Source organism: Amycolatopsis sp. NPDC051903, from assembly GCF_044452505.1.
In the GTDB taxonomy this organism is placed as follows: domain Bacteria; phylum Actinomycetota; class Actinomycetes; order Mycobacteriales; family Pseudonocardiaceae; genus Amycolatopsis.
Genome location: NZ_JBITBT010000005.1, coordinates 12,031 through 29,003 on the forward strand (window position 1 = coordinate 12,031; position 16,973 = coordinate 29,003).

Consider the following 16,973-nt stretch of genomic DNA (forward strand, 5'->3'; position numbering starts at 1 on the left):
CCTGGTACGGCCGTGCCGGCGGATGCTGGGGCCGTGGCTACTGGCACCTTGATCGGCAGTGCCACCTCCGTGGAGCAGGGCGAGCCGATCACCTTCACCTACACGACGCCGCAGTCGTCAGTGACCCCGGAGAACCGGGTCGGCCTCTACCCCGACCCCGGCAACGGGCCCGTCGGCCCGCCGACGAGGTGGGAGCACACCCCACACGCGAACGGCACCGTTTCGTTCTCGACCGGCTCGCTGCCGCCCGGCGACTACGTCGCGTTCTCCCTCGCGAACGACGGATCCGCCCGGCTCGCCGAACCCGCGCGCTTCACCGTGCGAGCCGTCGCGCAGATCCCGCCGCCCACCTTCCTGGGCGCGTTCGGGCGCAGCGGCCGCGGTCCCGTGCAGTTCAGCAGCCCGGCGGGCCTCACGGTCGACGCGCGCGGCCAGATCTGGGTCGCCGACACCGGTAACGACCGCGTGCAGGCCTTCACCCGCGACGGCTGCTTGGTGCGCGTGCTCGCCGGCCGGTTCAAGGCGCCGCAGGCGGTGGCCGTGGACCGCGCGGGCAACGTCTACGTCGCCGACACCGGCAACAACCGCGTCGTCCAGTACTCGTGGTGGGGCGGGTTCTCGCGCGAATACGGTGCGGGCGAACTCGCCAACCCGCGTGGCGTCGCCATCGACACCGCGGGCCGGCTGCTCGTCTCCGACACCGGGCACCAGCGCGTCGCGCGCTTCGACACGCTCACCGGCAAGGCGCTCACCGACATCACGGAGAAGGTCAGCTCGCCGCAAGGCATCGTGAGCGACGGCAACGGTGGCGTGTGGATCGTCCACAGCGGACGCTCGGCGAGCGGGAAAGTCGCCGTGGTGCACTACGACGCCGACGGCAAGGTGCTCGGCTCGATCGGCGGCGACCGCCGCAGCGAGTCCGGCGGACTGGCCAACCCGGCCGGCGTCGCCCTGAACGCCGGCGGCGACGCGTTCGTCACCGTCCCCGACCACGGCTGGGTGGCGCAATTCCGCACCACCGGGCCCTACCGCACCGAGTTCGGCACCGCCGGTCCGGGCGCGCTGAGCTTCCCGCTCGGCATCGCCGTCGACGCGCAGGGCCGGATCTTCGTGGCGGACACGGGAAACGACCGCGTCGTCCACTTCGGAGTGGGAGTGTGATCGAGCGGCCCCGCCGCCGGCTGGAGACTCTTCCTGCCGGAGAACCGCTCGTTCGGCCGTGGTGCAGCTACCGCAGTGAGCGGCCGAACTCGCCGTAGCGAGTCTCGCCGGTGCCGAGCGCCTGCTGCGCCAGCTCCAGCCGCCTGGCCATCGCCGGCCGCAGCCGCGGTGCGGCCTCGCCGAGCGTGCGGAACTCGCACCGGCTGAGCTCGTCAGCGGCGGGTTCGATCGCGTCGATCTGCGCGGCGCTCAGGACCCCGCCGTCGAAGACGAACTGCAGGCTGTCCCGCCAGACCCCGTGGGCCGGCAGCCAGTCGACGAGCAGCAGCCGCCCCACCGCCAGCTCGATCCCCAGTTCTTCCCGCACTTCACGACGGCACGCCGCGAGTGGGGACTCGTCGTCCTCGACGAGCCCGCCCGGGATGTCCAGGAACGGCTTGTAGGTCGGGTGGACGAACAGCACCCGTCCACCGGCGTCACGGGCGAACACACCGGCGGCCGCGCTCTTGCGCGGCAGCCGGCTCGCGATGCCCGGGTTGAACTCGGCCTCCGGCTCACCCTGGGCCAGCACGTCCCGCGCAAACACGGCCGGATCGCCGCAGTGGTGGGGCTGGTCCTCGGTCACGGTGCCTCGCCGGATCGGAGCGCGGCCGCCCGGCTCGTACCGGCGGCAGCCGAAGGCTACGCGGGCAGCCGAAGCCCAGCCAACGCCACCGGGATCAGTTCTTGCTGATCGCCGCGACGGCGCGGACGACGGCGGTGCACCGGTCCTCGACGTACTCCAGCCCGCCCTCTTCGGCGATGCGGCGGGCCTCGGCGGAGACGATGCCCTGCTGCAGCCACAGCGCCTTGGCGCCGATCGCCACGGCGTCGGCCGCGATGCCCGGCGCCTCGGCGGCCGGGCGGAAGACGTCGACGAGGTCCACCGGCTCGGGGATGTCCTTGAGGGAGCGGTAGACCTTCTCACCGAGCAGCTCGGTTGCCGACGGGTGCACGGGGATGATGCGGAAGCCGTGCGCCTGCAGCGTGGCCGGCACCCCGTGCGCGGCCTTCGCCGGGTCGCGGCTCAGGCCGACCACCGCGATCGTCGTGGCGTTCGCGAGGATCTCTTCAGCTTGCATGTCGGGAACAACGTCCTCCGCGAAAGGAGGATTCCGCGTCACCCGATCTTCGAGCCGTACATCTCACCGAGGTCGTCGGCGATGAGTTCGACGCGGGCGCCGTCCGGGTCGGCGAGGTAGATCGACGTGCCGCTCTCCTCCTGGTACTTCACGCCCGCCGCGTCGAGGCGCGAGCGCGCGGCCGCCCAGTTCTCCGGGGTGAGCGACAGCGCCAGGTGGTGCAGGCCGCCGAGCACCTCCGCGTACGGGCCCAGGTCGAGGCCGGGCAGGTCGAAGAACGCGACGGCGTTGCCGTTGCCGACGTCGAAGAAGAAGTGGCTGGAGCCCGGGTAGTCGCGGTTCTCGATGAGCTCCGTGAGCGGGAAGCCGAGCACGTCCTGGTAGAACCTGATCGTGCGCTCGACGTCGCTGGAGATCAGCGCGGTGTGGTGGATGCCGCGGCCGGCGGTCGTGGCCCGGTCGGCGGCGGGGTGCAGGTGCTTCGTCCGCAGCGCGTCACGGGCTTCGGTGAGCTTCGCGACTTCGGTCTCGGTGGGAGCCATCGGGATCACGTCCTTTCTGGGGCTGATGTCATAGCACGCTACTCGCAATATCTCTCGCGCGCAAGAAGTTTTCTAGCGAGAGATATTGCCGTGCCGCCCAGTGGAACGGGCTCGTTGGCGGAAGCCGGGCCGGCCAGGCACAGTGCTCCGTCGTGGAGGCCACCGAACTGCAGGAAGCCGTCACCACCCTCGAGAAGGCGCACGCGCGGCGCGAGCCCGTCGAGCCCTTCGCCGGCGGGACGGCCGAGGACGCGTACCGGATCCAGCTGGAGCTCGTCCGCCGCTGGGTCGCCGCCGGCGACGCCGTGCGCGGGCACAAGGTCGGGCTCGCGTCGGCGGCGATGCAGCGCCAGATGGGCGTCGACCAGCCCGACTACGGGCACCTCACCGCGTCGATGTTCCACCTCGAGCACCAGCCCATCCCCGTCGGGCTGTTCCTGCAGCCGCGGATCGAGCCGGAGATCGCGTTCGTGCTCGGCGCGCCGCTGCGCGGGCCGGGGGTCACCGTCGCCGACGCCGTGCGGGCCGTCGACGTCGTGCTGCCTTCGCTGGAGATCGTGGACTCGCGCATCCGCGACTGGCGCATCTCCCTGTTCGACACCATCGCCGACAACGCGTCGTCCGGCGGCGTCGTGCTCGGCAGCCGCCCGACGGCGCTGGGAGAGGTCGACCTGCGGCTCGCGGGCTGCACGCTCCACGTGAACGGCTCGCTCGTCGCGACCGGCGCCGGCGGCGCGGTGCTGGGCTCGCCGCTCAACGCGCTCGTCTGGCTGGCCAACACGGTCGGGCCGCTGGGTGTGACGCTGGAGCCGGGCCACGTCGTGCTGCCGGGGTCGATGACCCGCGCGTTCCCGGTGAGCCCGGGCGACACGGTCGTCGCGGCGGTCGCCGGGCTCGGCAGTGTGACCGCGGTGTTCGCTCCGGAGGAGGACGCGTGATCGGGCTGATCTCCCGGGGTGGCACCCGGACACCACTCACCGAGGCGATGCTGACGGCGCCCGCGTCCGCCGGGTCGCTGGCGCAGCCGGTGCTCGCCTTCCTGCTGGGCGACGCGATCGCGGGCCCGGGTGTCACCGCGCTGTCCGCGGTTTCCCACGTCTACGGCGGGCTCGCGATTCTGAGCGACGGTGAGGTCGAGGCCGTGCGGCTCGGCCCGGTCGGCGTGGTGCCCGCGGGGCTCGACCTCACGTTGGAAGCCGTGCTGCTGGAAGCCGACGGGCAGATCGTCGACACCGCGACGGGCGCGGCGCTGGGTCATCCGGCCGACGCGCTGGCGAACGCCGGCGGAGCGGGCCGGTTGGTCGTGACGGACGGGTTGACGCCACCCGCCGCAATCGGCCGCCGGATCGCCGCGCACTTCACGCACCTGGGCTCGGTGACGTTGTAACCCGGTTGCCCGAACGGTTTCCGTTTTCAACGTTCGTTCGGGCGCTCGTCTTGCCCGTTCGGCATCCCGCGGGGTTTGCGCTGCTCGGGTGACAACCGGAGGCGAACCCGGGCCGGGCCCCGGGGGTGACCCGGGGGTGGCCCGGGGCGATTCGCGCGGATTTCGGGGAAGAGGGCACCCGCTCGGCGCAACGCCGGCGAACAGGTAGTCACCTCCGCTGACGAACGGGTGCTTGACAGATTCCGGTGACACGCCTGAAATCGGTGGCGCACGAGGTTCAGACCTCTGCGATCCGCGACTCCGATCTGAAGTCGGCGGGCCCATTCCACCACTGCACCAAGGGGAAAGCCGTGTCACGCGCAAGTGAACGTCCGATCAGCGCGCCCAAAACCGCCGCGCCACCGGCCGAGTGTCCACATCAGACGGACGACGGTGCGGAAGCGGCGAGACCGAGAACCGGCAGACCGGCCGTCGACGCGCCCGGAGCGTGGCCCGTCCTCGGCCACGTCGTACCGGTGCTGCGCAAGCCGCTGGAGTTCCTGCCCGCCCTCGCCCGCTACGGCGACGTCGTCAAGGTGCGGTTCGGCGGGTTCCCGGTCTACGTCATCGCCGACCCGGACGCCGTTCGCGACGTGCTGGTGCCCGGCGACCTCGACTACAAGCGGGGCCTCTGCTTCGAGCGGCTGAAGCCGGGCCTGGGCGAAGGCATCGCGACCGCGTCCGGCGACGAGCACCGCCGCTTGCGCCGGTTGCTGCAGCCCGTGTTCAGCCGCGAGCGCCTCGTCGAGTACTCGTCGATCATGCGCACGGCCGCCGAAGAAGCGGCGGATTCCTGGCGCGACGGCGAAGTCCTCGCGGCCGACGAGGCCATGAACGACCTGGCGCTCACCGCGCTCACCCGCAGCCTCTTCAAGTTCACCGCCACCGCGGAGACCGCCGAAGCGATCAAGCACGGCATGCGCCTGCTGACCCACAGCCTGCTCAAGCGCATCGTGCTGCCGCCGGCCTGGGAGAAGGTCCCGACGCCCGGCAATCTCCGCTTCACCCGCGCGATGAACCGCATGAACCGCTCGATCGACGAGGTCGTCACCGCCTACCGCGAGGCGGGTGAGGACCGGGGCGACGTGCTGTCCGCTCTGCTCGCCGTGCGCGACGACGACGGCAACGGCCTGTCCGACCAGGAGCTCCACGCGCAGGTGATGACGCTCGCGCTCACCGGCGTCGAAGCACCCGGGGCGACGCTGGGCTGGGTGCTGTACGAGATCGGCCGCGATCCCGAGGTGGCCGCGCGCGTGCACGCCGAACTCGACGCGGTCCTCGGCGGCCGCGCCCCGCAGTACGACGACCTGCCCGCGCTGGAGTACCTCGGCCGCGTCGTCGACGAGGTGCTGCGCCTGCACACGCCGCTGCTGTTCTCGCGGCGCACGTTGACCGAGGTCCGGGCCGGCCAGTCGACCATCCCGGCCGACGCGGAGCTGATCTACAGCCCGTACCTGCTGCACCACGACGCGCGCTGGTTCCCCGAGCCCGACCGGTTCGACCCCGACCGCTGGCTCCCGGAGAACGCGCAGCGCATCCCGAAGGGCGCGTACATCCCGTTCGCAGCCGGTGCGTACCAGTGCATCGGCAAGGTGTTCGCCCAGCTGGAGCTCATCCTGATCACCGCGGTGATCTGCTCGCGGTGGGAGCTGAAGGTCGTGCCCGGCACCGCGGTCCGCGAGGTCGCGAGCGCCCTCATCCGGCCGAACCGCCTGCCGATGACCGTGCACCGGCGCCAGCCGGCCGAGCATCCCGCGGCGGTCTGAAGTGGACACTTACGTCGTGCCCGATCTGCGGCTGCCGTTCGTCACCGCCACGCACCCCGAAGCGCAGCGCTCGCAGGAGCTCACGGAAGCGTGGTGCCGCCGGCTCGGCCTGCTGCGCTCGCCCGAAGTGGCCGCCAAGTTCCACGCCCTCGGCTACGGCCGCATCATGGCCACGCTCTGCCCGGAGGCGCCGCTCGAGGGCCTGGTGCTGATCACCGACTGGAACAGCTTCTTCTTCGTCACCGACGACCAGCAGAACGTCGCGGTCACCACCGGCCGCGTCGAGCTCTACGAAAGCCTCGTGGCGACGATGCGCCGGATCATCGACGGCGACGACCGGCCGGCGTTGCACGACAACCACCCGCTCGTCGAGGCTCTGCGCGACCTCCTGGGGCGCACGCTCCCCGGGCGGCCCGCCCCCTGGGTGGCGCGGTTCCGCCACAACCTGGACCGCTGGCTGACGGGCCACCTCGCGGAGAACGCCTACCGCACGTCGGGCACCGTGCCCACGGTCGCGGACTACGTCGCGGTGCGGCGGGACGCGTCCACCGTGCTGCCGACGCTCGACCTCGTGGAGTTCGTGGAAGGCGCGGCGATTCCCGACGCGCTGTACCGGACGCCGCAGTACCGGACGCTGGTCCTCGGCACGGCCGACATCATGTGCTGGATCAACGACATCCACTCGCTGCACATGGAGCAGGGTGACCCGATCAACCTCGTCACCGTGCTGGAGCACCACGAGCACCTGGGTGTCCAGGACGCGATCGACGCCGTGGCCGCCCGGATCGAGGCGCGCGTCGAGGACCACCTCGCCGCGGCGCGTGAGCTGCCGCGGACGATGGCCGCGCTGGGGCTCGACGGGCTCGCGCCAGTCGTGCGGTGCGCGCAGGACATGCAGTCCTGGGCGGCCGGCATGGAGGCCTGGGACCGCACCGACACGATCCGGTTCGCCGACGCCGAGGCGCCGGCACCCGGCGCGAAAGCATCCTATGTGGATGATCTGCTCGACTGGCCGACCACGGCCTAGCCGGCTCCGCTCTTCTCCGTTCGCTCACACTCCGCACGGGAGCGTTCCATGACCACGCCCACGATCCGCCAGGCGCCTGCCGCGCCGGGTGACCTGCCCCTGCTCGGGCACACGCTGTCGTTGCTGCGGCGCGACCGCGTCGGCTACCTCACGTCGCTGCAACCGGCCGGCGACCTCGTCCGGCTCCGCATCGGGACCCGCCCGTTCCTGGTGCTGAACTCCCCAGAGCTCGTCCGCAGGGTGATGGTGGAGGAAGGCAAGAACTTCGACCGCGGCCGCATCTTCCAGAAGGCGCGCCCGTACGTCGGCGACGGGCTCTTCACCGCCGAAGGTTCCGAACACCTGCGCCAGCGCCGGATGGTGCAACCGGCGTTCCACAAGGGACAGATCGAGCGCAGCGTCCGCATCATGAACGACGTGGTGCGCGACCAGGTCGCGAGCTGGCGGCCCGGCTCGACCGTCGCGATGGACCGCGAGATGCACGTGCTGGCCAGCGAGATCATCGGCCAGACCATGTTCCGCGCCCCGGAGGCGCGGGAGGTCGTCGACCTGGCCCGCGACGAGCTCCCGGCCCTGCTCGCGGGTCTCGGGCAGCGCACGCTGCTACCGGACTTCCTCGCCCGGGTGCCGACCGGCGTCAGCCGCCGGTTCGACGCGGCGTGCGACAACCTGCGCGCGGCGGCCGACCGGCTCGTCGCCGCATACCGCGACAACCACGGTGATCTCCACGACTTCGTGTCCCTGCTCAGGTCCGCGCGCGACGCGCGGACCGGGACCACGATGTCCGACACGGAGATCCGCGACCAGATCATGACGTTGCTGATCGCCGGAATCGAAACTCCGGCGACGCTGATGAGCTGGGCGATGTACGAGCTCGCGAGCAATCCCGGCCTGCGGCAGCGGCTGGAGGCGGAGGTCGACGAGGTCTTCGGCGGGCGGGACCTCACGCCCGCCGACCTGCCCGCGCTGACCCTCACCGACGCGTTCGTCCAGGAGAACACGCGCCTGCACCATCCACTGTGGATCCTGATGCGCCGGGCGGTCAACCCGCTCACCCTCGGCGGCGTACGCGTCGAGCCGGGCGACGAGGTGCTCTACAGCCCGGCCGCGATGCAGCGCAATCCGTCGATCTTCGCCGACCCACTGCGGTTCGACCCGGACCGCTGGCTCGGCGATGCGCCGACGCAGCGGATGCAGCAGGCGTTCCTGCCGTTCGGCCTCGGTAACCGGCAGTGCGTCGGCGACGCGTTCGCGTGGGTGCAGATGAAGGTCACCGTTGCCAGGGTGGTCGCCGGGCGCCGCCTCGTGGTTCCCGCCGGGTACCGGCCGAAGACCGTCGTGTCCAGCATCGTCCACCTGGACCGGTTGCCGTTGACCGTCCACTCGCGACCACGTGCGGCCGCGGTCGGCGGGCCCGACCACACCGAAGGGCACGAATCGTGACGGCACTGCTCGAAGACAAGGCCATCGTCATCACGGGGGCGGGCTCCGGGATCGGGCGCAGCGCCGCCCTCGTGCTCGCCGGCCACGGCGCGAAACTGCTGCTGGCCGACGTCGACCACGGCACGTGCGCCGAGACGGCGGAGCTGGTCGCGGCTCAAGGTGGCGTCGCCAAGGCGGTGAAGGCCGATGTGTCCCTTGAGGACGACGTACGGTCGATGGTCGAGGCCGCCGTCGTGACGTACGGCCGGCTCGACGGCGCGTTCAACAACGCCGGCATCGACGGCGCGTTCGAATCCGTCGCCGATTCGACGCGGGAGAACTGGAACCGCGTCATGGCGGTGAACCTCGACGGGGTGTGGCTGTGCCTGCGGTCGGAGATCCGCGCGATGCTCGCGACCGGCGGCGGGGCGGTGGTGAACAACTCGTCGATCGGCGGCCTGGTCGGCATGGGGCTCGGGCTGTCCGCCTACGTCGCGGCCAAGCACGGCGTCGTCGGCCTCACCCGCGCCGCGGCGCTCGAATACGCGACGCGGGGGATCCGGGTCAACGCCGTCTGCCCCGGCACCGTGCGGACCGGCATGTACGAGCAGGTCGTGGCGACCGGGGTCGTCACCGAGGAGGAGATCGCGGCCATGCAGCCGATCAACCGCTCGGCCCGGCCCGAGGAGATCGCCGAATCGGTGGCGTGGCTGCTGTCGGACCGCGCGTCGTTCGTGACCGGGCAGGCGCTGGCCGTGGACGGGGGTCTGGTGGCGCAGTGAGCCGAGACCGGGCGTCGGCGGTCGGAGGGGGTCGCGAACTGGTTGACTGGCGTCGGGTCACCTGGGGGTGGCTTCCAGTAGCGAGAGAGGAGACCCGATGGGTTCGTTCGATGTGCCGCTCGACGACGAACGCACGCAGTTCGAGGCGTTCATCGACGAGTACCGCAGCGGCATCGAGGCGACTCTCGAAGGTCTCACCGAGGACCAGGCCCGCCGCCGGCTCGTCTCGTCGGCGACGACGTTGCTCGGACTGCTCAAGCACGTCACGTGGATGCAGCGGGTGTGGTTCGAGGAGTGCGTCGGCGGCACGTCCCGCAAGGAGCTCAGCCTGGTGCGGAGCCCGGACGAATCCTTCCGGCTCGCCGACGGCGACACCGTCGCCTCGGTCACGGCGGCCCACCGGGACGCCTGCGCCACGGCCCGGGCGGTGGTCGCCGGCCTGCCGCTGGACGCCGTCGTGACCGGCCACCGATCCGGACCACGCACGCTTCGCTGGGTGTACCTGCAGGTCCTGCGGGAGCTGGCCCACCACTGCGGACACGCCGACATCCTGCGCGAACAGGTGCTCGCGGGCTGAGTTCCGGGCTAGGGCCGACGGGCGGCCACACGTTCGATGCCGGTGAGCACGCGCGGCCAGACCTCCTCCGGCAGGTCGTGGCCCATCCCGGGCACGACGTCGAGGTCGGCTCTCAGCGCACGCGCCGTGGCCCGGCCGCCCGAGACGTGGACGAGCGGGTCGCGCGCGCCGTGGACCACGAGCGACGGCACGCTGAGCCGGCGCAGCGCGGCCGTGCGGTCGCGCGTCGAGAGGATCGCGGCGAGCTGACGTGCGGCTCCGGCCGGGTTGATCCCGCGGTCGAAGGTGCGTTCGGCGCGTTCGCGCATGCGCCTCTCGTCGAACGGGTAGCCGGGCGAGCCGATGAGGCGGAACGTGTTGAGCAGCAGCTCCACGTACTCGGCGCGGCCGCGCGGCCGGGGCGCGAGCATCGACGCGGCCGCGCGCGGGCTCGGGTGGCCGATCAGGCGGCTGCCGGTGGTGGACATGATCGACGTCAGTGATCGGACCGCGCCGGGTGCCGGATCGCGAGCGCCTGCGCGATCATCCCGCCCATCGACGCGCCGACGACGTGGGCGCGTTCGATGCCGAGAGCGTCGAGCAGCCCCGCCGTGTCGTCCGCCATGTCGGCGATCGAGTACGGCGCGGTGCGCAGCAGGTAGGCGCGGGCGATGTGGGTGCGCCCGGACATGCGCTGCGAGCGCCCGACGTCGCGGTTGTCGAACCGGATCACGCGGAACCCGCGGCCGGCGAGCTGCGCGCAGAAGTCGTCGTCCCACCAGGTCATGGGCGCGGCCAGCCCCATGACCAGCAGTAGCGGCGGGTCCGCCGGGTCGCCGAACTCCTCGTGGCACAGGGTGATGCCGTTGGCCTCGATCGTCGCCTCGGTCATGGCCCCTTTCTACTGGGTGCGCGTGTACCGGGCGCGCAGGAACGGGGTGAATTCGGCCGCGTCGATCATCCGGACGTCGATCTCGTGGGTGAGCACGTCGTCGTGCGGGGTGAGCCGATGCCGCGCGACGCCACGCGCGGTGTGCTTTTCGAGGTGGAGGGTCCCCTCGCGCCAGCCTCCGCGCGCCGGCTCGCCGGGCGGGAAGCCGTAGCTGTCGAAGCCGTACCAGAGCGTCTCCTGCGTCGCGGGGTCGACCGTGAAGACGTTGTGGCCCAACAGGTGCCCGCCGTCCTCGCGCGTCTGCGCGTACTCCTGCACGACGGCGAACCCGGCGAGCGCCTCCCGGTAGCTCGCGGTCGCCTTCGCGCTCGTCGCCGGTGCCCACGCCGACGCGGCGAGCTCCTCGGTCCCCGTCCACTCCCCGACGAGCGCGGTCAGCGCCTCGTGCGCCTCGGTCTTCGCGGGCATCTCCACGGCGATCTCCTTTCGACAGGTACCTGTCAATATGGGAGGCTAGCACGCATGACCGCCCGGGCCGAACGCGTTACGCAGCTCGTCAACGACGTCATCGTCACCAACGGAGCACTGCTGTCGGCGGGAGATGCGTTGACCGCACCGTCCGGCTTGACGGCCGCGCAGTGGCTGGTGCTGGGCTTCCTCGAAGACGGCCCGGCTTCCGCGGCGGAGCTCGCCCGCCGCCGCGGCCTGCGCCGGCAGAGCGTGCAGGAGACGGTGAACCGGTTGCTGCGCAACGGAATGCTGACGCGCTCGCCCAACCCGGCCGACGCTCGGGCGCCGCTGCTCGCCGTGACGCCGAAGGCCCGCGCGGCCCTCCGTGAGCTGGGCGCGCGCCGCGACCGCTGGGCGGACGCCGTGGCGGCGGGGCTCTCGCCGGAAGATCTCGAAGTGACACTGCGGACGCTTGAGACTGTCCGCACGCTGCTGGCCGAAGTCCCGACCGACTGACGCCGTTTTCCGGACCGCACCGATTCGGTGCTCGTCGTCGTCCGGATCCGCGAGAGAGCGGTGGCGATTTTCGAAAAGTCCGGCCAGTTCGCAATTCGATACCGGATCGACTTGGCCTGTCGGCCGATCAGCGCTACGCTCCTCGCTAGAGCGATCTATCAAATCGCAAGGGGGCGAAAACACATGGACGTTCTGCAGGGGAAAGGACTGACCACCCTTCGCGTGATCCTGGGGTTCACGCTGCTCACGACCACGTTGCACTACGCGCACAACATCATCCGCGCGCAGGACTACCCGCAGATCCCGGGCATCTCGGTGCTCGCGGCGCAGATCACCGTCGCGTTCGGGTGGGTGTTGTTCACGGCGTTCGGCTTCTTCGGGTACCGCTACTACGTGCAGGAGCGGTACTGGCGGGCGCTCGGGTTCCTGGTGGTCTACTCGCTGGCCGGCCTGGTCAGCGCGGGGCACTTCCTGGTGGGCGTGCCGCAGATCCCGGCGTTCTGGTTCTCGACGATCTTCACCGACACCGCGGCGGCGATCGCGTTGTGGTTGTTCGTGTCGTGGGCCGCGTCGAAGCTCAACCGGGTGAGCGTGCTCGATCAAGCGTCTACACAACATTGACGCTAGTCACCGATATGTAGACAATCAGGGAGTGACCACCTCCACGACAGTGACGTTCGAGCGCCACCCGGACACCTACCGGCACTGGAAGCTCACCGTCGACGGCGAGGTCGCCTGGCTCGAGATGGACGTCGACGAGCAGGGCGGCCTCGTGCCGGGCTACGAGCTGAAGCTGAACTCCTACGACCTCGGCGTGGACATCGAGTTCTACGACGCCACGCAGCGGCTGCGGTTCGAGCACCCCGAGGTGCGCGCCGTGATCGTGACGAGCGCCAAGGACAAGGTGTTCTGCGCGGGCGCCAACATCCGGATGCTCGCGTCGTCGCCGCACGAGTGGAAGGTGAACTTCTGCAAGTTCACCAACGAAACCCGCAACGGCCTGGAGGACGCCACCGAGTTCTCCGGCCAGCGGTACCTCGCGGCGGTCAACGGGAGCTGTGCGGGTGGCGGTTACGAGATCGCGCTCGCCTGCGAGAAGATCCTGCTCGTGGACGACAACTCGTCGACGGTCGCGCTGCCGGAGGTACCGCTGCTCGGCGTGCTGCCCGGCACCGGCGGCCTCACCCGCGTGGTGGACAAGCGCCGCGTGCGCCGCGACCTCGCCGACGTGTTCGCGACGCGCCCCGACGGCGTGAAGGGAAAAACGGCCGTCGACTGGCGGCTCGTCGACGAACTCGTGCCGCGCCAGGAGTTCCGCGAGTCCGTGCTGGCGCGGGCGCACGAACTGGCCGCCGAGTCCGAGCGCCTGCCCGGCGACCAGGGCGTCGCCCTCACGCCGCTCGACCCCGAGGTCACCGAGGACGGCATCGAGTACCGGTACGTGGAGGTCACCTACGACCGGGCGGCCGCGCTGGCGACGATCACCGTCCGCGGCCCCGAGGGTGAACCCGGCGACCTGCACGCCGACGGCGCCGACGGCTGGCTGCTGCGCCTCACCCGCGAACTCGACGACACGATCCTCCGCTTGCGCACCAACGAAACCGAGCTCGGCACGTGGGTCCTGCGCACCGAGGGCGACCCGGCGAAGGTGCTCCTTCACGAACAAGCCGTGCTCGGTGCGAAAGACTGGCTGGGCAACGAGATCCTCCACTACTACAAGCGCACCCTGAAGCGCCTCGACGTCACGAGCCGCACGCTCGTCGCGCTCATCGAGCCGGGCAGCTGCTTCGCCGGCGTGCTGCTGGAGCTCGCGCTCGCCGCCGACCGCCAGTACATCCTGGACGGTCCGCCGCTCGACGACGAAGATTCCGAAGAGCGCGCGTCGATCACCTTGTCGGAAGCCAACTTCGGCCCGTTCCCGATGGGCAACGGCCTCACCCGTCTGCAGTCGCGCTTCTACGGCGACGACGACCACCTCGCGTGGCTGGTCCGTGAGCGCGACCGGACGCTGACGCCGGCGGAGGCCGTGGAGCTGGGCCTGGTCACCGACGCGCCGGACGACCTCGACTGGGAGGACGAGATCCGAATCGCGCTCGAAGGCCGGGCCTCGCTGAGCCCCGACGCGCTCACCGGGATGGAGGCGAACCACCGGTTCGTCGGCCCGGAGACGATCGAGACGAAGATCTTCGGCCGCCTCACCGCGTGGCAGAATTGGATTTTCACCCGGCCCAACGCTTCTGGCCCCGAGGGCGCGCTGCGGCGCTACGGTACGGGCCAGAAGGCGATCTTCGACAGGAAGCGGGTCTGAGCCGATGCCCGAGCGGATCGACTACGACGCCAAGATCCCGAACAACGTCAACCTCCGCGACGACCGGCGGTTGCAGCGGGCACTGGAGGGCTGGCAGCCCAAGTTCATGAACTGGTGGGGCGAGATGGGCCCCACCCTCGAGACGCACGGCGTCTACCTGCGCACGGCGGTGAGCGTCGGCCGGGAGGGCTGGGCGCACTTCGACCACGTGAACGTGCCGGACTACCGGTGGGGCATCTTCCTCGCCGAGCGCGACCGCGATCGCCGAATCGCGTTCGGTGAGCACGCGGGCGAGCCCGTGTGGCAGCAGGTGCCGGGTGAGTACCGCGCGGACCTGCAGCGGCTGATCGTGATCCAGGGCGACACGGAGCCGGCGTCGGTCGAGCAGCAGCGGTTGCTCGGCCTGACCGCGCCCAGCCTGTACGACCTGCGGAACCTGTTCCAGGTCAACGTCGAAGAGGGCCGTCACCTCTGGGCGATGGTGTACCTGTTGCACGCGTACTTCGGCCGGGAAGGCCGCGAGGAGGCCGAGGGCCTGCTGCTGCGCAACTCCGGCAGCCCCGACGCGCCGCGCATCCTCGGCGCGTTCAACGAGGAGACGGCCGACTGGCTGGCCTTCTACATGTTCACCTACTTCACCGACCGGGACGGGAAGTACCAGCTCGGGACGCTGAAGGAGAGCTCGTTCGACCCGCTCTCGCGCACGTGCGAGTTCATGCTCAAGGAAGAGGCGCACCACATGTTCGTCGGCACCACGGGTGTCGACCGCGTGGTGCAGCGCTCGGCCGAGCTGATCCGCGAGCACGACACGATGGAGATCGGCTCGCACGGCGGCATCCCGCTCGACGTCATGCAGCGGTACCTGAACTTCCACTACACCGTGTCGCTCGACCTGTTCGGCAGCGAGACCTCCACGAACGCGGCGAACTACTACACGGCGGGCCTCAAGGGCCGCTGGCAGGAGACCCGCCGCAAGGACGACCACAAGCTCACCGAAGACGCCCGCGAACTCGACCGGCCCAACGAGGACGGCACGTGGTCGAGCGACGAACTGCAGGCGATCCTGCTGCTGAACCTCGACCTGCGCGGCGAGTACACCGCCGACTGCCAGACGGGTGTCAACCGCTGGAACAAGATCCTCGCCGACGCGGACATCGACTTCCGGTTCAAGCTGCCGCACCCTGGTTTCAACCGCGAGGTCGGCATAAACTCCGGCCACCACATCACTCCCGACGGCAACATCGTCGACGAGGCGACGTGGGAGGCGAACCGGCAGCGCTGGTTGCCGACCGCAGAGGACCTGACCTTCGTCCGCTCGCTCATGCAGCCCGTGTACCAGCGGGGGAAGATCGCGAGCTGGGTCGCGCCGCCGCGGCAGGGCATCAACGGCAAGCCGTTCGACTACGAGTACGTGCACCTCACCTAGAGGGGGCCCCATGAGCGGGTTCAACGCGGCCGAGTACCTGCTGGCCCAGGGGCGTCCCGGCGCACCCGCCGTCGTCTCCGCGCGGCGGACCCTGAGCTACGCCGAGCTGACCGACGAGGCCCACCGGGTCGCGTCGGGACTGCGGTCCCTGGGCGTGCGCCCCGAGGAACGCGTGATGTTCTGCATGGTCGACGACGTCGAGCTGCTCACCGGCATCCTCGGCGCGATGCTCGCGGGTGCCGTCGCCGTGCCGGTGTCCACGATGGTCACCGGTCTCGAGCTGGGCAAGGTGCTCGCCGACTCGCGGGCGCGCGTGCTGTGCGTGTCGGGTGAGTTCGCCGGGCAGGCGGTGGCGGCGCTGTCGGCCGCTCCGGAGGTCACGGACGTGCTGCTCGACCGCGCGGACGCGGCGGAGTTCCCGCCGGGCGTCGCGACCCACGCATGGTCGGCGGTGACCACTGTGGACGATCCGGACCTCGAACCCGCTCGTACGTGGGAGGATTCGCCCGCGCTGTGGCTGTACACGTCGGGCACGACGGGCCGGCCGAAGGGCGCGATGCACCGGCACGCGAGCATCCGCGCGGTGTGCGAGACGTACGCGCGCGAGATCCTGGCGACGTCGCCCGCCGACCGGTTCCTGTCCGTGCCGAAGCTGTTCTTCGCCTACGGGCTGGGGAACTCGGCGTTCTTCCCGCTCGCCGCCGGCGGCACGACGCTGCTGGAGCCGGCGCGGCCGACGCCCGCGCTGTTCGCCGCCCGCGCCCGGGCCGACAAGCCGACGTTGTTCTTCGGGGTGCCGACGTTCTTCGCCGCCGTGCTGGCCAGCGACGTGCCGGACGATTCGTTCGAGTCGGTGCGCTACGGCGTGTCGGCCGGGGAACCGTTGCCCGCCTCGATCTTCACCCGCTTCCGCGACCGGTTCGGCGTCGAGATCCTCGACGGGATCGGGTCCACTGAAGCGTTGCACATCTTCCTGTCCAACCGGCCGGGCGCGATCCGGCCGGGCAGCACGGGCACGGCCGTGCCCGGCTACGCCGTGGAGATCCGCGACGAACACGGCGCGCTGATCGAGGGTGCCGGGCAGCCGGGTGAGCTGTTCGTGGCGGGCCCGTCGACGGCGATGGGCTACTGGGCGCGGTACGAGACCACGAAACGCGTGTTCCAAGGGGAATGGCTGCGCACCGGCGACAGCTACGTGCGCAACGACGACGGCACGTTCACCTGCCTCGGCCGCTTCGGCGACATGCTGAAGGCGGGCGGGATCTGGGTGTCACCGTCCGAAGTGGAGGAACGACTCCTGCAGCACCCGTCCGTCGCCGAGGTGGCCGTGGTGGCCGCGCCGGACTCGGACGGACTGGACAAGCCGGTGGCGTGCGTCGTCGCGGCGCCCGGGTTCGCGGTGGAGCCGGACGAGCTGATCGAGTTCTGCCGCGCCGGGCTCGCCGCGTTCAAACGCCCGCGCGGCGTGGTGGAGCTGCCGGAGCTGCCGAAGACGGCGACGGGCAAGATCCGCCGCAACGTGATTCGCGACCTGGTGCGCGAGTCGCTGCTGCCGGTTCCGGCGAAACCGTGATCGAC

The 16,973-nt window shown here is 70.9% G+C and carries 17 protein-coding genes and 1 pseudogene; 13 read left to right on the forward strand and 5 right to left on the reverse strand.

Annotation, left to right across the window (positions count from 1 at the left end; all coding sequences use genetic code 11):
• The first annotated feature begins 33 nt into the window (after positions 1 to 33).
• The gene (locus ACIA77_RS13925) at positions 34 to 1,161 is read left to right on the forward strand and encodes an NHL repeat-containing protein (RefSeq protein ID WP_395886229.1); all 1,128 of its coding nucleotides are present in this window, start codon (positions 34 to 36) and stop codon (positions 1,159 to 1,161) included.
• Positions 1,162 to 1,228: 67 nt separating this feature from the next.
• Here ACIA77_RS13925 and ACIA77_RS13930 read toward each other — a convergent pair whose 3' ends face one another.
• The 3 genes from ACIA77_RS13930 to ACIA77_RS13940 all read right to left on the reverse strand — a co-directional run bounded on the left by ACIA77_RS13930 (position 1,229) and on the right by ACIA77_RS13940 (position 2,824).
• Positions 1,229 to 1,786, reverse strand: coding sequence for an NUDIX domain-containing protein (locus ACIA77_RS13930; RefSeq protein WP_395886230.1), 558 nt, complete (start codon positions 1,784 to 1,786; stop codon positions 1,229 to 1,231).
• 94 nt (positions 1,787 to 1,880) lie between these two features.
• Positions 1,881 to 2,282: a CoA-binding protein gene (locus ACIA77_RS13935; RefSeq protein WP_395886231.1), complete on the reverse strand. Its 402-nt coding sequence runs from the start codon at positions 2,280 to 2,282 to the stop codon at positions 1,881 to 1,883.
• A gap of 38 nt (positions 2,283 to 2,320) precedes the next feature.
• On the reverse strand, positions 2,321 to 2,824 hold the full coding sequence (locus tag ACIA77_RS13940) for a VOC family protein (RefSeq protein ID WP_395886232.1): 504 nt from the start codon (positions 2,822 to 2,824) through the stop codon (positions 2,321 to 2,323).
• Between the two features lie 152 nt (positions 2,825 to 2,976).
• Here ACIA77_RS13940 and ACIA77_RS13945 point away from each other — a divergent pair, with 152 nt between their 5' ends.
• The 7 genes from ACIA77_RS13945 to ACIA77_RS13975 all read left to right on the forward strand — a co-directional run bounded on the left by ACIA77_RS13945 (position 2,977) and on the right by ACIA77_RS13975 (position 9,824).
• Complete coding sequence (locus ACIA77_RS13945; protein WP_395886233.1) at positions 2,977 to 3,762, forward strand: 2-keto-4-pentenoate hydratase; 786 nt, start codon at positions 2,977 to 2,979, stop codon at positions 3,760 to 3,762.
• Positions 3,759 to 4,211, forward strand: coding sequence for a hypothetical protein (locus ACIA77_RS13950; RefSeq protein WP_395886234.1), 453 nt, complete (start codon positions 3,759 to 3,761; stop codon positions 4,209 to 4,211). Before ACIA77_RS13945 ends, ACIA77_RS13950 begins: the two co-directional genes overlap by 4 nt.
• A 350-nt stretch (positions 4,212 to 4,561) precedes the next feature.
• Positions 4,562 to 6,016, forward strand: a complete 1,455-nt coding sequence (locus tag ACIA77_RS13955; RefSeq protein ID WP_395886235.1) for a cytochrome P450 — start codon at positions 4,562 to 4,564, stop codon at positions 6,014 to 6,016.
• A gap of 16 nt (positions 6,017 to 6,032) precedes the next feature.
• Complete coding sequence (locus ACIA77_RS13960) at positions 6,033 to 7,043, forward strand: hypothetical protein (RefSeq protein WP_395886236.1); 1,011 nt, start codon at positions 6,033 to 6,035, stop codon at positions 7,041 to 7,043.
• Between the two features lie 48 nt (positions 7,044 to 7,091).
• Positions 7,092 to 8,486, forward strand: a complete 1,395-nt coding sequence (locus ACIA77_RS13965) for a cytochrome P450 (RefSeq protein ID WP_395886238.1) — start codon at positions 7,092 to 7,094, stop codon at positions 8,484 to 8,486.
• Positions 8,483 to 9,247, forward strand: coding sequence for a glucose 1-dehydrogenase (locus ACIA77_RS13970; RefSeq protein WP_395886239.1), 765 nt, complete (start codon positions 8,483 to 8,485; stop codon positions 9,245 to 9,247). The genes ACIA77_RS13965 and ACIA77_RS13970 overlap by 4 nt, the downstream gene beginning before the upstream one ends.
• 97 nt (positions 9,248 to 9,344) lie before the next feature.
• The gene (locus ACIA77_RS13975) at positions 9,345 to 9,824 is read left to right on the forward strand and encodes a DinB family protein (protein ID WP_395886240.1); all 480 of its coding nucleotides are present in this window, start codon (positions 9,345 to 9,347) and stop codon (positions 9,822 to 9,824) included.
• A gap of 8 nt (positions 9,825 to 9,832) precedes the next feature.
• Here ACIA77_RS13975 and ACIA77_RS13980 read toward each other — a convergent pair.
• Positions 9,833 to 10,695 (reverse strand): annotated as a pseudogene (locus tag ACIA77_RS13980) (alpha/beta fold hydrolase).
• 9 nt (positions 10,696 to 10,704) lie between these two features.
• Positions 10,705 to 11,163 carry a DUF1579 family protein gene (locus ACIA77_RS13985; RefSeq protein WP_395886654.1) on the reverse strand — a complete coding sequence of 153 codons (459 nt, stop codon included), beginning with the start codon at positions 11,161 to 11,163 and terminating at the stop codon, positions 10,705 to 10,707.
• A gap of 54 nt (positions 11,164 to 11,217) precedes the next feature.
• Between ACIA77_RS13985 and ACIA77_RS13990 the strand changes: the two genes are divergently transcribed.
• The 5 genes from ACIA77_RS13990 to ACIA77_RS14010 all read left to right on the forward strand — a co-directional run bounded on the left by ACIA77_RS13990 (position 11,218) and on the right by ACIA77_RS14010 (position 16,968).
• Complete coding sequence (locus ACIA77_RS13990) at positions 11,218 to 11,661, forward strand: MarR family winged helix-turn-helix transcriptional regulator (protein ID WP_395886241.1); 444 nt, start codon at positions 11,218 to 11,220, stop codon at positions 11,659 to 11,661.
• 183 nt (positions 11,662 to 11,844) lie between these two features.
• The gene (locus ACIA77_RS13995) at positions 11,845 to 12,282 is read left to right on the forward strand and encodes a hypothetical protein (protein ID WP_395886242.1); all 438 of its coding nucleotides are present in this window, start codon (positions 11,845 to 11,847) and stop codon (positions 12,280 to 12,282) included.
• A gap of 31 nt (positions 12,283 to 12,313) precedes the next feature.
• The gene (gene boxC, locus ACIA77_RS14000; protein WP_395886243.1) at positions 12,314 to 13,969 is read left to right on the forward strand and encodes a 2,3-epoxybenzoyl-CoA dihydrolase; all 1,656 of its coding nucleotides are present in this window, start codon (positions 12,314 to 12,316) and stop codon (positions 13,967 to 13,969) included.
• Between the two features lie 4 nt (positions 13,970 to 13,973).
• The gene (boxB, locus tag ACIA77_RS14005) at positions 13,974 to 15,395 is read left to right on the forward strand and encodes a benzoyl-CoA 2,3-epoxidase subunit BoxB (protein ID WP_395886244.1); all 1,422 of its coding nucleotides are present in this window, start codon (positions 13,974 to 13,976) and stop codon (positions 15,393 to 15,395) included.
• Positions 15,396 to 15,405: 10 nt separating this feature from the next.
• Positions 15,406 to 16,968, forward strand: a complete 1,563-nt coding sequence (locus ACIA77_RS14010) for a benzoate-CoA ligase family protein (RefSeq protein WP_395886245.1) — start codon at positions 15,406 to 15,408, stop codon at positions 16,966 to 16,968.
• The last annotated feature ends 5 nt before the right edge of the window (positions 16,969 to 16,973 follow it).

Coding starts and splice junctions, on each gene's coding strand:
- ACIA77_RS13935 (WP_395886231.1), bottom strand. CDS start 2,282: ATGCAAGCTGAAGAGATCCTCGCGAACGCCACGACGATCGCGGTGGTC.
- ACIA77_RS13940 (WP_395886232.1), bottom strand. CDS start 2,824: ATGGCTCCCACCGAGACCGAAGTCGCGAAGCTCACCGAAGCCCGTGAC.
- ACIA77_RS13965 (WP_395886238.1), top strand. CDS start 7,092: ATGACCACGCCCACGATCCGCCAGGCGCCTGCCGCGCCGGGTGACCTG.
- ACIA77_RS13975 (WP_395886240.1), top strand. CDS start 9,345: ATGGGTTCGTTCGATGTGCCGCTCGACGACGAACGCACGCAGTTCGAG.
- ACIA77_RS13985 (WP_395886654.1), bottom strand. CDS start 11,163: ATGCCCGCGAAGACCGAGGCGCACGAGGCGCTGACCGCGCTCGTCGGG.
- ACIA77_RS13990 (WP_395886241.1), top strand. CDS start 11,218: ATGACCGCCCGGGCCGAACGCGTTACGCAGCTCGTCAACGACGTCATC.
- ACIA77_RS13995 (WP_395886242.1), top strand. CDS start 11,845: ATGGACGTTCTGCAGGGGAAAGGACTGACCACCCTTCGCGTGATCCTG.
- boxB (WP_395886244.1), top strand. CDS start 13,974: ATGCCCGAGCGGATCGACTACGACGCCAAGATCCCGAACAACGTCAAC.
- ACIA77_RS14010 (WP_395886245.1), top strand. CDS start 15,406: ATGAGCGGGTTCAACGCGGCCGAGTACCTGCTGGCCCAGGGGCGTCCC.